This window comes from Cohnella phaseoli (assembly GCF_003386235.1).
Lineage (GTDB): Bacteria > Bacillota > Bacilli > Paenibacillales > Paenibacillaceae > Cohnella > Cohnella phaseoli.
Map to the genome: position 1 here is coordinate 36571 of NZ_QRDZ01000043.1, position 14835 is coordinate 51405.

General features: G+C 53.7%; 10 protein-coding genes and 1 riboswitch. Of the genes, 9 read left to right on the forward strand and 1 reads right to left on the reverse strand.

Translation table 11 applies throughout. The features are described from left to right. Window positions 1-116: 116 nt before the first annotated feature. Window positions 117-989, reverse strand: a complete 873-nt coding sequence (locus DFP98_RS34520; protein ID WP_116065187.1) for a phytanoyl-CoA dioxygenase family protein — start codon at window positions 987-989, stop codon at window positions 117-119. A gap of 136 nt (window positions 990-1125) precedes the next feature. Between DFP98_RS34520 and DFP98_RS34525 the strand changes: the two genes are divergently transcribed. The 9 genes from DFP98_RS34525 (at window position 1126) to DFP98_RS34570 (ending at window position 14799) form a co-directional block, all read left to right on the forward strand. After that, a complete protein-coding gene (locus tag DFP98_RS34525) occupies window positions 1126-1998 on the forward strand; it encodes an AraC family transcriptional regulator (RefSeq protein ID WP_116065188.1) in 873 nt (290 codons plus the stop codon). A 94-nt stretch (window positions 1999-2092) separates the two neighbouring features. Continuing rightward, complete coding sequence (locus DFP98_RS34530; RefSeq protein ID WP_116065189.1) at window positions 2093-2800, forward strand: FadR/GntR family transcriptional regulator; 708 nt, start codon at window positions 2093-2095, stop codon at window positions 2798-2800. Window positions 2801-2876: 76 nt separating this feature from the next. Beyond that, window positions 2877-4136, forward strand: coding sequence for an MFS transporter (locus tag DFP98_RS34535; protein ID WP_116065190.1), 1260 nt, complete (start codon window positions 2877-2879; stop codon window positions 4134-4136). Window positions 4137-4195: 59 nt separating this feature from the next. Continuing rightward, on the forward strand, window positions 4196-5005 hold the full coding sequence (locus DFP98_RS34540; protein ID WP_116065191.1) for an ABC transporter ATP-binding protein: 810 nt from the start codon (window positions 4196-4198) through the stop codon (window positions 5003-5005). Between the two features lie 136 nt (window positions 5006-5141). After that, the gene (gene guaA, locus DFP98_RS34545) at window positions 5142-6662 is read left to right on the forward strand and encodes a glutamine-hydrolyzing GMP synthase (RefSeq protein WP_116065192.1); all 1521 of its coding nucleotides are present in this window, start codon (window positions 5142-5144) and stop codon (window positions 6660-6662) included. A 200-nt stretch (window positions 6663-6862) separates the two neighbouring features. After that, a complete protein-coding gene (locus DFP98_RS34550) occupies window positions 6863-7495 on the forward strand; it encodes a hypothetical protein (protein WP_116065193.1) in 633 nt (210 codons plus the stop codon). A 110-nt stretch (window positions 7496-7605) separates the two neighbouring features. After that, window positions 7606-8151 carry a hypothetical protein gene (locus tag DFP98_RS34555; protein WP_116065194.1) on the forward strand — a complete coding sequence of 182 codons (546 nt, stop codon included), beginning with the start codon at window positions 7606-7608 and terminating at the stop codon, window positions 8149-8151. 598 nt (window positions 8152-8749) lie between these two features. After that, window positions 8750-12910: an S-layer homology domain-containing protein gene (locus DFP98_RS34560; RefSeq protein ID WP_116065195.1), complete on the forward strand. Its 4161-nt coding sequence runs from the start codon at window positions 8750-8752 to the stop codon at window positions 12908-12910. Window positions 12911-13222: 312 nt separating this feature from the next. Then, window positions 13223-13323, forward strand: a riboswitch (purine riboswitch). A 126-nt stretch (window positions 13324-13449) separates the two neighbouring features. Continuing rightward, a complete protein-coding gene (locus DFP98_RS34570) occupies window positions 13450-14799 on the forward strand; it encodes an NCS2 family permease (RefSeq protein WP_116065196.1) in 1350 nt (449 codons plus the stop codon). The last annotated feature ends 36 nt before the right edge of the window (window positions 14800-14835 follow it).

The window sequence follows — 14835 nt, forward strand, 5'->3', positions numbered from 1 at the left end:
ATGTGAATTGATTGGACGATATCCACAGAAAGCGGGAAGAGAGCCAGGCAGGCGAAAAAATAGCGGCGCAGGATTAGCCTGCCCGCTTTTTTCGATTGCGGCTTTTAAATGTCGCGTCACTCGGGGGAGCGCTCGGCTTTCTCCTGCAGCCAATCTTCCAACGTCGCGACCTTCTCGGGATAAAGGTAGCTTCGGGCCAGAAATCCGGCGCCATGATTGACCATCGGGTCCTGATCGGTCGGTTGGTATCTTAGATCGACGCTCCAACGGATGCCTGCCGATTGATTAGGCGTCGACATATGAAGCAATCGATCGTTAAACAGGATGGCTGTCCCCGCTTTGACCGGAAGCGCGATCGTCGGTTTATTGCCGAGCTGGTCTTCCCGCAGAGCCGTGTACCCCGTCCCCGTACTTGACTCTTCATGCCACTGTAAAAGCTTTTTTTTGTGCGTGCTTGGCTTCAAATGCAGGCACCCGTTCTCGAGCGTAGCATCCACGAAGGAAATCCATACGGTGATGACCGGATTCGAATTGGCGTCCGGCCAGTAAGATTTGTCCTGATGCCAAGGTACGGCTCCTGCGGCCACTCCAGGCACTTTCGGCCGAACGTTGTATACCGGATTGCTGAAGATTTCTCCGCCGATCAGCGATTCCACCGCATCCAGAATCTTGGAATTGCTCATCAGGCGGAAATAGCCCGGTATCCGGTCGCGCCAGCTGCGGCCGTATTTCAGAAAATCCTTATCCGTCATTCCCTTGAACAATTCCGCAAGGCGATATTCGAACGGCCGATCCTCTAATTTATCCGTAATCATTCCATCCGCATACAATTCGTCGGCGATCATCGATACTTTCTCCATCATCGCCTGTCTCGGCGCCAGCATATCCTCTTCGGACAACAAATTCTCGAGAACAAGGAAGCCGTTCGTTTCGTAATGATCAAGCTGTTCTTTGGAGAGATTTCCTCCAGAATGTTGCGCTAACTCCATCGCGATAACCTCCAGAAGTTTATATTATGACTGGGTTTATAGTATCATTTGGAGTAAGCCTGCGTATTTGAACGGTATTCCTTTAATTTGTACAAAATTCCGCTAACTATCGAAATGAGAAAGGAGGGCCTGTCCCATGAAGCCGTTAGCTGAGATCGCCCCGTTCGTTCGTACTGCGCTTCCCTGGACGTATATCGGTGAAGTCGCGGAAGGAACGCGCGTCGGCTATACATATGCGTTCCATCTGTTCACGGAAGGCAGCGGGCATGTCCTCGTCAACGATCAGGTTTGTCCCGTCGAGAAGGGAATCCTGATCTTCATTCGCCCGGGCCAGGTGCATTCTTTCCATCGGAAGCCCGGTCTCGGGCTGGAATCTTTTAATGCTTACTGCGATCTATGGGGGAATCCGACCGTATTGAACCCTCGCTTCGCTTTTCATCCCGAGCCGACGGATTTTTCGCTGATGACTCGAGTCGAGGCATGCCCGGAATTGGACGAATTGCCCGTCAGGAGTTCACTTAGCCCTTATCCTTCTCTCGTGGAGCTGTTCATGCAGGTCTCCAAGGCTTTCGACTCCGCGCATTACGCCCAATTCATAGCGAACAGCTTGATGCACGCCTTCATTTTGCGCTGGTACAACAGCTTCGCTAGCCGCAATCCGACCGATTATCGCATCTTGAAAATCACGGAGGAAATGGAGCGCTATCCGGAACTTCAGTTAAGCTACGAGGAATGGTGCGAGAAGTGCCAATTGGAGAAATCGCATTTTTACAAGCTGTTCAAGCAGGAGACTGGAACGACTCCCAAAGCTTTTTTGCTGAAAATGAAAATGAAAAAGGCCGCTATTCTGCTGCAGGAGAGCAGGCAGTCGATTACTTCCGTAGCCGATCGACTCGGTTACGAATCGATCCACTACTTCTCCAAGCAATTTGCGGCCTATTACGGGATAAGTCCTACCGAGTTCCGATCCGAGGTTAACAGGGTCGATCGATCCGGCCTGTTTCGCTGATAATTATAAAATTCCGCCAGGAGACGGCGGCGAAAATTAACGGTAGCCGCAGAAGTTGGAATGTGTTAGAATCCTTTAAACAGGAGATGATCAGATGAATTCGAGGCCGAAGGTTTCTTTCCGAACCTTAAACCGCACGAAGCTCGTGGATGACGTTGTCGCGCAGCTTCAGAAGAAAATTTCCGGCGGAGAGCTGAAGGAAGGGGATAAAATCCCGACCGAGCCGGAGCTGATGGAGCAATTCGGAGTGGGCCGATCCACGATTCGCGAAGCAGTGCGCGTGCTCGTGCACGCCGGGCTGCTGGAGAAGAAGCAAGGCTTCGGCACTTATCTGAAGCGTACCGCCGTTATTCAAGAGCCGCTGGATAGCAGGCTGCGCAGAGCGGAGATCATGGAAGTGTACGAGGTTCGGAAGATGATGGAGTTGGAGATTGCCAGGCTTGCCGCGGAGCGCCGGGACGAGGACGATCTCGCCGCGATCAAGGAGTACCTGGACACGCGAAATCTGGCTTTGGCCAACGACGACATCAAGACGTACATCGAGGCGGATATCCAGTTTCATATCGCGGTAGCCATCGCCAGCAAAAATGCGGTAGTCATCGATCTGTACAAAACGTTTTCTGTATTCATACGCGAGACGCTGGCCACCATCTTCGCCAACCCCGAAGGGCACAATCCGCAGACGGAGGCGCACATCCAGCTGTATGAAAGCATTCGCGACGGCAATGCGGAGGCGGCCGTAGCAAGCGCGTCCCGCTACTTGAAGGGAACGCTGCATGAATTGTTTGGCGAGACGAATTAACCCGTCTCGAGGTTTGCCATTAAACATCAGATGATAAGATGTTTAATCTATTTTACCACGTAAGGATGATGCACACATGAGCTCCACAACAGCAAGTATCGGGCAGCAGGCCCGGCATATGACCGTCTTTTCCGTTTTGTTCATGATCAGCTCCGTGCACTTATTGAATGATGCGATTCAGTCCGTCGTCCCTGCCATGTTTCCGATTTTACACGAGTCGCTTAACCTGTCGTTCTCGCAGATCGGCTTGATCGGTTTTGCGCTGAACGTGACCGCTTCGATTTTGCAGCCGCTGATCGGCCTGTATACCGATACGAAACCGAAGCCGTATTTGCTGCCTATCGGCATTTTGTTCACACTCGCGGGGGTGGTCGGGCTTGCGTTCGCGCCGTCCTTCCTCTATATTATGCTTGCCGTTATTCTGATCGGGATCGGCTCGTCGGTGCTCCATCCGGAGTCGTCGCGGGTTGCTTACTTGGCTGCGGGCCCTCGGCGCGGGCTGGCGCAGTCGATTTTTCAGGTCGGCGGCAATATGGGCCAGGCGCTGGCGCCGGTCATGACCGCATTGATTTTCGTTCCGCTGGGGCAAAAAGGAGTCGCTTGGTTCGCGATCGCCGCCATCGTCGCTTTGATCATTCAGACGAAGGTCGCTCATTGGTATAAAGCCAATCTCATTGCTAGTCCGAAGCCAGCCAAGAAGGAGGCGGTTTCCGGTCCTGTCGGAGCAAGGGGGGCGATCGTCGGCGTCTCGTTGGTTATTCTGCTGATGCTGCTGTTCTCCAAATTCGTATATCTCTCTAGCATGACGGGATTCTACTCGTTCTACGCGATCGATCGTTTCGGCATTTCGGTCGACCAGGCACAGTTGATTTTGTTCGCTCTGCTGTTTGCCGGCATGGCGGGAACGTTTTTTGGCGGACCGCTGGCGGATCGGTTGGGACGGCGCAACATGATCTGGTTCTCGATATTGGGCACGGCTCCGTTTTCTCTGTTGCTTCCCTTTGTTCATAGCGTGTTCTGGGCGGTCGTATTGTGTATCTTTATCGGATTTATTTTAATGTCGGGCTTCTCGGTTATCGTCGTCTATGCGCAGGAGCTGCTGCCGAATAAAGTCGGCACGGTCTCCGGACTTGTGTTCGGAGTGTCGTTCGGACTTGGCGGAGTCGGCTCGGCCGTGCTCGGAAAAGTGGCGGACGTGTCCGGCATCGATCTGGTCATTCAAGTGTGCGCTTATTTGCCGCTGCTCGGGTTACTAGCCGCCTTCCTGCCGACGGATCGCAAGCTGCATGCGCTGTCTGCCGGAGCCGGGTCGTCGCCGGTAATTGCCAAAGCATAAAGCATCAGGTTTGTGCCAGCCGCTGCCGAGAGCGGAGCTAGAGAAGGGGTGAACGAACATTGAAGAAGGCTATCATTGAAGTCGATAACCTATCGTGGCGCAGGGAGCAGAAGACGCTTCTGCACAATGTCAACTGGACGGTGAACAAAGGGGAGCATTGGGCGATTTTGGGGCTGAACGGCTCCGGTAAAACGACGCTGCTCAACATGATCAACGGTTATCTATGGCCAACGACGGGAACGGTCAGCGTCTTCGAAGAGCAATTCGGCACGATCGACCTGCGCGAGCTGCGCAAATCGATCGGCTGGGTCAGCTCCTCTTTACAGGAAAGGCTGTCTGCCGGAGACAAGGCGCAGTCTGTCGTGATGAGCGGCAAGTTCGCTTCAATCGGCTTGTACGACGAGCCGACGAAGGAAGACGAGGAATACGCGATCGAGCTTATGGGACAGCTGCGCTGCTCTCATCTGATCGATCGGAGGTACCAGACCTGCTCGCAGGGGGAGAAGCAGAAGCTGCTCATTGCCAGAGCGCTTATGGCGTCTCCGAAACTGCTTATTCTCGACGAACCCTGCAACGGGCTCGATTTCATATCTCGGGAGCAGCTGCTTTCCAGTATCGAGCGGCTAGCGCAGCGGCCCGACGCGCCTACTCTTATTTACGTTACGCATCATACGGAGGAGATTGTGCCGATTTTCGGCCACTGTCTGCTCATGCGCAGAGGGGAAGTATTCCAAACGGGCAAAACGAAGGAAGTGCTGACGGAATCGACTTTGACCGAGTTTTTCGAAACCGGCATTTCCGTGCATTGGCATAACGACCGGGCGATTCTGACATGGACGGGGCATGAGCAATACCAAGAGCTTGATTAATGAACGGTCATCCGATCAATCGGCGGCTGCGGATGCGTACGCCCTTCTCCTTGACGCTGTCTAAGCCGCAAAGCTATAATAGCTTCAATTGATTGAGAGGGGCTCGGTTTAAACAGTGACTAACAACCAGCATGAAATGATCGTCGTACTCGATTTCGGCGGACAGTACAACCAGCTGATCGCCAGACGCATTCGCGATTTGGGCGTATATAGCGAGTTGCTTCCATTTAATACGTCGGCGGACAAGCTTCGCGAGATGGCTCCTAAGGGGATTGTTTTCTCGGGCGGACCGGCTAGCGTCTATGCGGAAGGAGCGCCTACGGTCGATCCGGCGATTTACGAGCTTGGCGTGCCGATCTTCGGCATTTGCTACGGCATGCAATTGATCACGCATCAGCAGGGCGGCAAAGTCGAACCGGCGCACAAACGCGAGTACGGAAAATCGGACATCGATTTCGCGGAAGGCTCGGCGCTTGCGCAAGGACTGGATAGCCGTCAGACGGTATGGATGAGCCACGGCGATCATGTTACGGAGCTGCCGACCGGCTTCCGCGTCGATGCGAGCACGGAACATGCTCCGGTTGCGGCGATGAGCAACCCGGACCGCCGAATTTTCGCGGTGCAGTTCCACCCGGAAGTACGACACTCCGTGCACGGCAATGAAATGATCGGCAACTTCCTGTTCAAAGTGTGCGGCTGTAAAGGCGACTGGACGATGGGCTCGTTTATCGACGATATGATTGCGGAGATTCGCCAGGAAGTCGGAGACAAGAAGGTGCTGTGCGCCTTGTCCGGCGGTGTGGATTCTTCCGTCGTCGCCATTCTGATTCACAAGGCGATCGGAGATCAACTGACCTGTATGTTCATCGATCACGGCCTGCTGCGCAAAGGCGAAGCCGAGAGCGTCATGGAGACGTTCGTTGGCAAATTCGGCATGAATGTCGTGAAGATCGATGCAAGCGAGCGGTTCCTCGGCAACTTGAAGGGCGTAGACGATCCGGAGAAAAAACGCAAGCTGATCGGCAACGACTTCATCCGCGTGTTCGAGGAGGAGTCGGCGAAGTTTGACGACTTTACCTTCCTCGCTCAAGGCACGCTGTACACCGACATCGTCGAGAGCGGCACGGCGACGGCCCAGACGATCAAGTCCCACCATAACGTCGGCGGCTTGCCGGAGGACATGAAGTTTAAGCTGATCGAGCCGCTTAAGACGCTGTTCAAGGACGAGGTGCGCAAGGTCGGTGCGGAATGCGGCCTGCCGGAAGCGATCGTGATGCGTCAGCCGTTCCCGGGACCTGGACTGGCGATCCGCGTGCTGGGCGAAGTGACCGAGGACAAGCTGGAAATCGTGCGCGAATCCGACGCGATTCTGCGCGACGAGATTGCCAAGGCGGGGCTTGACCGCGAGATTTGGCAGTATTTTACTGCGTTGCCGGGCATGAAGAGCGTTGGCGTAATGGGCGACGGGCGCACGTACTCGTACACCGTCGGCATCCGCGCGGTAACCTCCATCGACGGTATGACCGCCGACTGGGCGCGCATCCCGTGGGACGTACTGGAGAAAATCTCCGTGCGCATCGTCAACGAAGTTCAGAACGTCAACCGCGTCGTGTACGACATTACGTCCAAGCCTCCGGCTACGATTGAGTGGGAATAAGGCGGATGTGCAGCTATAGGCGTTAAAAAAGAACTCTCTTCTGTTTGCGTTGTTCAGCAAATGGGAGGGAGTTTTTTAAGATTAAAATCAAGGCCGAATTGTTGCTCAGGGCTACTGCTATACGATATGATGAGGTTATATCAAGAGATTCGGACATACATCAAAGGAATTGAAAAAAAACGGATTGGAGGGGAAGAATAATGGAAGAGTTAAAAGCGTTGCTTCAAGGGATGCATGCAGAGTTTAGCAAGGTGAGTGAGCGGCTTGAGGTGTTGGACGGGAAATTTGGAGAGCTGAGCGCGGAGTTTGGAAAGATGAATGAACGCCTTGATCGCCTTGAGGGACTGCCTACAGAATTTGATAAGGTGAATAAACGCCTTGATGGGCTGGACGGGAAATTTAAAAAGATGGACAAGCGTCTTGACGGGCTAGATGGGAAAGTTGAAAAAATGGACAAGCGTCTTGACGGGCTGGACGGGAAAGTTGAAAAAATGGACAAGCGTCTTGACGGGCTGGACGGGAAAGTTGAAAAGATGGACAAGCGTCTTGATCATCTTGAAGGGCTGCCGGGGAAATTCGGAAAGATGAGCGAACGTCTTGACGGATTCCACAAAGAGTTCGGAAAGATGGATGATCGTTTTGATCGTCTCGAAGGCTTGACCAGGCAAGGCAATGAAATCGGTACGCAATTAATTGCCAAAGTAGCGAACGTTAAAAGCGATGTTGAAGATGTAAAATCAGATACAAGAAAGATGAAAGAAGAGTTTCCGGTCATTAAGCAAATTATCAATAGCCATGATAATTATATTACACTCCATAAGTTTAGCAGTTGATCGCTTATAAGCGGACGGTCTTCTGTGGAAATTCTTCCAAAATAGAGAACATTTCTCCTCTGTAAATCGTCTGAATAATATCAGATTGATTTCCGGAGGTTTTTTACAAAATGATATTTTCTAAAGACCAATGGGTGAAATGGTTCGTGCTCGCATTGGGGAGTCTAATTTTCTTGATCGTGTTGACCCAAATCGGGTACGCAGGAACGAATCGCGATTCTTATCTGGAACGGGTTAAGGAAGGCAAGCTCTATTACAATGTTCATCCTTCCTTTGCGGATGAGCAGAAGATGCAGCCTGAGGTGGCTGAGAAGCTGCTCACCAGTTGGAACGGGGTTGCCGATAAGCTGAACAGTATTATATCCGTAAAGGATTGGAAGTTGGTCAGCAGCGGAGATCTTGATCTGGAGCTAACGAACGGATTGCCGGATCAAGAAGTGTCGACCTTTAACGAAGCGCTTTTCAGCGATCAAAGGAAGTCCGAGTTGCAGAAAGGCGATCTCTATCCCGGCGCTTTGATCAGTCCGAACGAGGATCGCGTAATTTTGTTTTGGGAGAAATTTGACGGCAGCGCGGTGTATCTGCACATCGATTCCAAGACGGATTCCGACGGCTCGCGAACTTGGTTTGTGAACGGCGAAGTCAGTCGGATTTGAATATTTACAATTCGGAAAGTGTAAAATTCGCTGCCCGGCAGAGTCCAATCAAGCAGAAAATTTAAATCGGAAAATCCACCTTAGTTCTACAAAATGAGTGAAATCGGGCGATTTAAGAAGGAAAACCAGGCTTATTTTTATAGAATAAGCGATTATGCGGAATTAAAGCGGAAAACCCGTCTTATTCGCCCCTAAAAAAGTGCGGAAGCACTTTTAAAGCGGTTTTTCCACCTTAGTCCCACAAGTCGTCTAGGCCCTGAGCGGATCGAGCCGAACTCCCCGCCTCATCTCCATAGATTTGAGCAATAAGCTTTGCTTCAGCGCCTAGGTTAAGCCGGTACGCCGAAGGCATTTTTGCTTGTTGGCGAAATCGAATCCGATTGGCTCAATATCGATTATCCCACTGCCTCCAGCCGCTGGAGGTTTTTTTGTGCTATGGGAGACAGGGCGTGGCATACACGCCCTAGGGGAGGTAACGAAATAAACGTGCGGTTTACACGGGGATGATTCGGCGGTGACAAAGCGGCGCTACGATGGTAAATGGTGGTTTGTCCACTGTAATCATCAGCTTTGGATAATCAGAGGAGCGTGAAGGTCTGTGAAGTCTCAAGGTCGTCGCCTAATAAACAAATTATTCGCCGTTATGCTGTCGCTGGCTGTACTTGCGCCGTATGTGCCGCAAGCGGTTATCGGAGCGGATACGGCTTATGCGGCCCCATCGGGTGTCGTTATGCTGGAGGATTTCGAGAACGGTTTGGGCAATGTCCGGTTGGAGAAAAAACGGGTGTTCGACGGCAGTCTGTCGCTCGAATCGAACCCGAAATATGTGCGCAACGGCGCTTATTCCGCGCGAATCGATTACGACATGATCGGGATCGAGGACAACCCGTCGCAAATCTCGATTGGCGCCGTCCCTTATACGATTCCGATTCAAGGCTATCCGCAAAAGATCGGCATGTGGGTATATGCCAACAATGACGGCCATCTGCTTACGACCAAGTTCCGCGACGGAAACAGCAGTTCTTTCGAAATGGAGCATTACGCCGACGAAAGCGTTGGCATCGACTGGACGGGCTGGCGTTATCTCGAAGTCGACATCGAGCAAGGAAAGGCGGCCCCGATCGTGCTGGAGCTGTTTCTGCAGATGAAGCAGAGGGATATCGGCAAGAAAAACAAAGGCTCGATCTGGGTCGACGATATCCGGCTGATCTACGATCCCGTGGCCGAGGATACGACGGTGCCGACTCTGGCCGCCGTTTATCCAACTCCTGATCAGACGGTGAATGCGCCGATATCGGAAATTTCGCTGGCCGCGTCCGACTTCGGAACCGGTATCGATCCGGCGTCTTTGCGTCTGACGATTGACGGCCAACCTTTTGCGCCGTCCGTTTTTGAGAACGGCGTTGCCGTGTTCTCGCCAGGCGCGGCGATGGGCGGGGGTTACCATGAAGCCGTTGCCGAGGCGCGCGACTTGGCGGGCAACCCTGCGCGAATCGAATATACTTTTCGAGTCGAACACGGCGAGCGCCTGGCTATGACCGCTCCCGCGGAAGCGAAGAGCGGAGTGCCGTTTCATGTCCTGTTGCAGGCTCAGGACATCAGCGTAGCGGAAAGCGTCTATGCGACGATCCAGTTCGATCCCGCGACGCTGCAAGCGCGCAATGTCGCAGAACGCGCAGATCTGATCGGCGTGCATACCGACATCGATAATGTCGGAGGCAGCGTGAAATTCAGCGCCGCAGGGCTGAACGGAGCTTCCGCCGCACCGCTGGCCAACATCGAATTCGAAGTGAACCGGAACGCCAAGATGGAACGCGGAGAAACGTATAAGAGCGTGCGAATGATCGAAGGCGGCTTAGGCTATGCGGGCGACGTTTCTATTCCTTCCTTCGCCGCTCCGATCCGCTACGGCCTCGGCTTCGCTTACCAATTGGAAGCAAACGGAACGTCGCTCGGGACGGAAAGCATCTTTACGGTGAAGGACGGCAACGGCGCGCCAGTTCCAGGTGCGCGGATTGAGTTCACGGACCCGAACGGTCCGCAAACCTACGTCACCGTAACCGCTCCTCAATCGAAGGTGTACACAAACGCAGACTCGTCTTCGGCGGTTAAGCTGGAGCTGGGACAAGGTCGTCAACTGCTCGCGACTGTAGGCGCAACATCCGGGTTCGTCCAAGCGTTCCTGCCCGACGGCAGCGGAATGGGCTGGATTCCGTCTGCCGACGTTCAGCAAGAAGATCTTGCACAAGGAATCGGGCTGACAGACGCGCAAGGCCAAGTTCGTACGAAACTGGGGACGCTGGCTAAGGGCGTATGGTTCCTTCAGGCGGTCAAAGACAACGGATTAAGCGAGCGCCTAACATTTGCCGTCGTCCCTCAATTCGGTCCGGAACGACCGCTGTACGTCCAGACCTACGTGAGCGAAGACATGGCGACGAAGCTTAGCGTTGCCTGGCAGACGGCTCCTTCCGTCCCGCAAAATTATATTCAGTACGTGAAGGAAAGCGAGCTTCCGCAAGGCAATCCGGAGTTGGCTGAGGGCCATGCGACTGCGGCCGCAGCGAATTCCGTGCTCCAATTGCTCAGCCAAACGGAGAATGGGCCTAAAGGAGAGATTCGTTTCCACCAAGCGCTCGTCTCCGGTCTGCAGCCGAATACGAAGTATTATTATCGCGTCGGCTATGAAGGACATTGGAGCGATTGGTACGGCTACAGTACGGCTCCGTCCGGCCAGAATACGCCTGTGTCGTTCGTGTTCGTCACCGATTCGCATACGAAGGAAGACAACGGTCTTGAAATCTATCAGAGGCTGATGGGCAACGTTTTCGAAAATTATCCGAATACCCGATTCGTCATGCACGGCGGCGACATCGTGGACAATGGCGGCGCGCTGAACGAATGGAACCGATTCTGGGAAGCTTCCTCGATCTACGCCACTTCCGTGCCTTCGGCCCAGGCGATCGGCAATCACGACGTGAAGAGCGAAGGCAAGGACGTTTTCACCAGAGGAACCGGCTTCCCGGACAACGGCCCGGACACGCAGAAGAAATACGCTTATTCGTTCGATACGGGGAACGCGCACTTTGTCGTGCTCAATTCCGAGGCGACCGAGGAAAATATGATCAAGCAGGCGGAATGGCTGGAAGCGGATCTGGCCAAGAGCAAGAAAAAGTGGAAGGTCGCGATGTTCCATCGGCCTGCTTACCACACCGAGGCGGGACGGGACAAGCTGATTGAATACACGCAAACCTATTTCGCTCCGATTCTCGAAAAGCAGGGAGTCGACCTTGTGCTCGTCGGGCACGATCACATCTATGCTCGCACGTATCCGATGAAGCAGGGCCAGCCGCTTAAAAACGGAGAAAGAGGCACGCTTTATTTGGACGGCGGAGCGTCGGGCTGGAAGTTCTACGACGGAACGAAATACGATTATCTCGATTTTGTATTCGACGACAACGTTGCGGTATACTCCGCCATCGAAATCGGTCAAGATCGGATACAGATTCAAGCCCGTACGGAAAACGGGGATCTCGTGGACGACCATACGATCGTGAAGAAGGATCCGTCCCCAGGCACTCCTTCCCCGGGCACCCCGTCAAGCCCGTCCGGCGGCGCGAACCCGAATCCGCAGCCGGATCCGTCCGTCAACGAGTCGGGCCTGCCGATTCGCTCTGTGACGGATGCCGAATGGGCCAAAGCGCAATCCGAAGGGAAGCTGAGCATTACTATAGCTGGAGCGGGCGGAGAAGTACGGCTTCCGGCGAATGCGAGCGACGCGCTTAAAAACGGAGGGCTGGAGCTGACGGTGAGAGGCTCCCTGGTTCTGAAGCTGTCCCCGGCCCAATTGCGGTCGGCGGCTGCGGGACTTGTAAGCGGCGAATGGCTGGCGCTTGAAGTTGTCGTGGACGAAGCGGCGAAATCGGCCGAGCGCGTTCGTCAGGCGCAGCAGAAAGAGAAAGCAACGTTGACGCAAGTCGCCGGGGCATTCCGAATTAGCCTGTCCTCCTTGGATGCGGACGGCAAACGGGAACACAAGAATGGAGCTGCGAATGCGACGCTGACGATTCCCGCGGGAACGAAGAACAAGCTGACAGGAGTGTACGAGATTGCCGCCGACGGAACGGCGACGTACGTGAAGGGCAAGAGAACGGCTAACGGAACGGAAGTCGATCTCGTCCCAGGTCGCACCTATATGCTGCTTGACTACAAAATGAGCTATGCGGATCTGCCGTCCGGTCACTGGGCATACGAGTATGTCGCACAGCTGGCGGCAAGTCGCAGCGTCAACGGAATCGACGGAGAGCGGTTCGCTCCGAATCGCGAAGTGACGCGCGCCGAATTCACGGCGATGCTTGTCCGCGAGCTGGGGCTTCAAGCTTCGAGTCAAGCCGGCTTCGCGGACGTGGCTCAAGGGACCTGGTATGCGGAAGCGATAGCCGCCGCGAAGGAAGCGGGTTTGGTGAACGGCTCATCGGGCAGCGCCTTCCGCCCGGCTGCAGGCATTTCCCGTCAGGAAATGGCGGCTATGATCGTCAGAGCCTATGAGATTCTGCATGGCACAGCTGTACAGAGGGCAAACGGAGGCCATACGTTCTCCGACATGAGCGGAGCTCAAGCGTGGGCGAAGGAAGCGGTAGCCAAAGCGCATGAGCTGGGACTGGTGAACGGCAGCGGGAACGGCAAGTTCCGCCCGCTGGCCGGCGGAACCCGCGCGGAGTCGGCGAAGCTGATCGTGGCGCTGCTCGAATCGCGACCGTAACCGCAATCGCAGTCACAATCACAATCACAGTCACAGTCACAGTCACAATCACAATCACAGTCACAGTCACAGTCACAATCGAAACCCCCTCGCACAATCGATAGATCGCAGTCGCTCCGGGCCGCAGCCCGGGGCGATTGTTGTATTTTCCATCCACCATATGCTTTGTTTTCGCTTTCAATAGAAGTTTCGACAAGGTTCCCACCAGACAAGAATGCAATTTCCGAACATTATATCCGCTTACCGCCTGTGAATATACGTAAATAATCGTTGACATCGAAGGGCTTTCGACCTAGAATATGTGATGGACAAGCAACAACTGAATAATCTTTTCGTATAATCCCGGGAATCGGCCCGGGAGTCTCTACGAGGTCACCGCAAATGATCTGTCTACGAAAAGGGAAGCAGACCGAGGGGCGATTGCGCCTATCGGAATGATTTTCCCGGTTGTGCGGAACCTAGAGGAGAAGTCTTCTGGGTTTTTTATGTTTGGTTTAGTTCCAATTCATTCAAATTTTGAAGGGAGAGTTTATGGGAACATGGAAAGTTTCTTTAAGCTGAAGGAACTGGGAACGAACGTACGCACGGAGATCATGGCAGGGATTACGACCTTCATGACGATGGCTTACATTCTAGTCGTTAACCCAGGCATTTTATCGGGAGCGGGACTGTCTTTCGAGTCCGTATTCCTGGCAACCGCGTTGGCGGCTGGTATTTTTACGATCGCAATGGGCTTGTTCGTTAACTTTCCGGTTGCGCTCGCTCCGGGGATGGGCCTGAACGCCTTCTTCGCGACAACGGTTATCACCTCCAAGGCGACCGGTCACGAGATTACGGCGGAGATGGGCTTGGCGGCCGTATTTATTTCAGGGATTATTTTCTTCATCCTAACGGTAACGCAGGTTCGACAGATTCTGGTCGTGGCCATTCCGGATGCGCTGAAGCATGCGATTACGGTCGGTATCGGTTTGTTTATCGCTATCGTAGGCATGAAAAACAGCGGCCTGATGTCGATCATTACGTTCGAAGATGGCGGAACGCTGTTGACGATGGGACATCTGAAGGATCCTACGGTGTGGCTGACAATCGTGGGTCTGGGCATTATCGCCCTGCTGATGGTACTGCGCGTTAAAGGCGCAATTCTGATCGGTATGTTGGTTATTACGTTGCTTGGCGCTCTTCCGGGCGTTGACCTCGTTCACTTTAATACATTGAAGGAAGCAAGCTGGACTCCGAACTTCGGCGAGCTGAACTTCTGGCATATGGATTTCGCCGATCTGTTTACGACAGGCTTGCTGACGGCGATCGCTACCTTCACGTTCGTAGAATTGTTTGATACGTTCGGAACCTTGGTCGGTACGGCCAACAGAGCCGGATTTTTCAAAAATAAAGAAGAAGGCAACAAAAAAGTCGGCAAAGCGATGTTCGTGGACTCTCTTGCAGTCAGCGGCGGCGCGATGCTCGGCACAAGTACGGTAACAGCTTACGTAGAAAGCTCCGCGGGGATCGCCGAAGGCGGACGCTCCGGTCTGACAGCAGTTACGACGGGCGCATGCTTCCTGCTTGCACTGTTCCTTTTGCCGCTGGCGCTGCTAATTCCGGGACCGGCTACAAGCGCGGCTCTGATCATCGTTGGCGTGCTCATGGTGCAATCGGTTAAAGAAATCGACTTTACGGATCTCGTCATCGGTATTCCGGCGTTCTTGACGGTTACGATCATGCCGTTCACGTACAACATCGCCAACGGGATTTCGTTTGGTATCGTTTCTTACGTGCTGCTGGCGTTCGTTGCCAACCTGGCCGGCGACAAAAAGCACAAAATCCACTGGCTCATGTGGGTGCTGTTCTTCATCGTTATCGCGCGCTACGTATTCGTAGGCGGAGAATAATCGCGTTTATGAGCCTTCGCGGGCTCATGGCATAAA